Annotated in this window: 1 protein-coding gene; it reads left to right on the top strand. The window is 71.2% G+C overall.

The window, feature by feature from the left end:
• Positions 1 to 157: 157 nt before the first annotated feature.
• On the top strand, positions 158 to 772 hold the full coding sequence (locus AOK03_RS17265; protein ID WP_055566168.1) for a hypothetical protein: 615 nt from the start codon (positions 158 to 160) through the stop codon (positions 770 to 772).
• Positions 773 to 1,004: the final 232 nt, after the last annotated feature.

The raw sequence follows: 1,004 nt of genomic DNA on the forward strand, positions 1-1,004 counted from the left end.
CCGACCACTACCGCTACTGACGGCTCACCGGCCGCCGGTCAGCACGCACCACTTCAGCAGGCCCTCGCCCAGCGGCGGGGGCCTGCCCCTTTGCGCCGACGAAGACTCACCAGACGCACGAGACTCACGCCAGGAACAGGACCGAGGACCGAGAACCATGCCCCGCGGCCGATATTCGCTCCATGATCCGCACGATCACACCCCCCTCGGCGAAGAACACTTCCACTGCGCACCCGGCCCCTCCGGCTGGCGCTACGTCTCCCAACGAATCCCCCCTTCAGGCACCCCGGCGGGCTCCGTCGACCTCGCACTCGACGCCCGCGGCCGCCCCATCCGCCTCGAACTCCACGCAGGCGACTGGCAGGTCCGCGCCGGCGTCCTCAACGGCGTCACCTGGGTCCGCACCGACCCCACAGGTGCTCATGCCACCGAGGACAACGCCCCCGCCCACGCCTTCACCGGCACGTCCCCCGCTTTCCTCGTCGCGACGGCCAGGCTGCTGCGCCTCACCCCCGCGTCCCCCGCGACCCGCATCCGCCTGGTCGCCTTCACGGACCCGGTCCTCGCCCCCCGCACCCTCGACCAGTCCTGGGCCCTGCTGAAAAGCGAAGCACACGCCACTGACAACGGCCCCCTGACCGTGGACGAATACCAGGTCACAGCCCTGGACACCGGCGAACAGCACGCCGTCCACATCACCGGCGACGTCGTCCTGGCGGCCCCGGGAATCGAGCTGGAACACCTCGAAACCCCACCGTCGACGTTCACCTGACCCCGCTCAGGCAGGCGGCGCGAACCCCGTGGCCGGGGGAGCGTCGTCCGCACGGGGCGCGGCAGGTCCACCGGGCCTGGTGGGATCAACGGAATCACCGGGCCCAGCGGGGCCACCGGGATCAACGGGATAGGCACCAGCCCCAGGGCCGTACCCAGAGCTGCCCGCAGAGCCAGATCCATGGCCTGAGCCGTAGCCCGAGCCCGATCCGTGGCCTGAGCCGTAGCCCGAG

This window comes from Streptomyces atriruber, from assembly GCF_001418325.1.
GTDB lineage: Bacteria > Actinomycetota > Actinomycetes > Streptomycetales > Streptomycetaceae > Streptomyces > Streptomyces atriruber.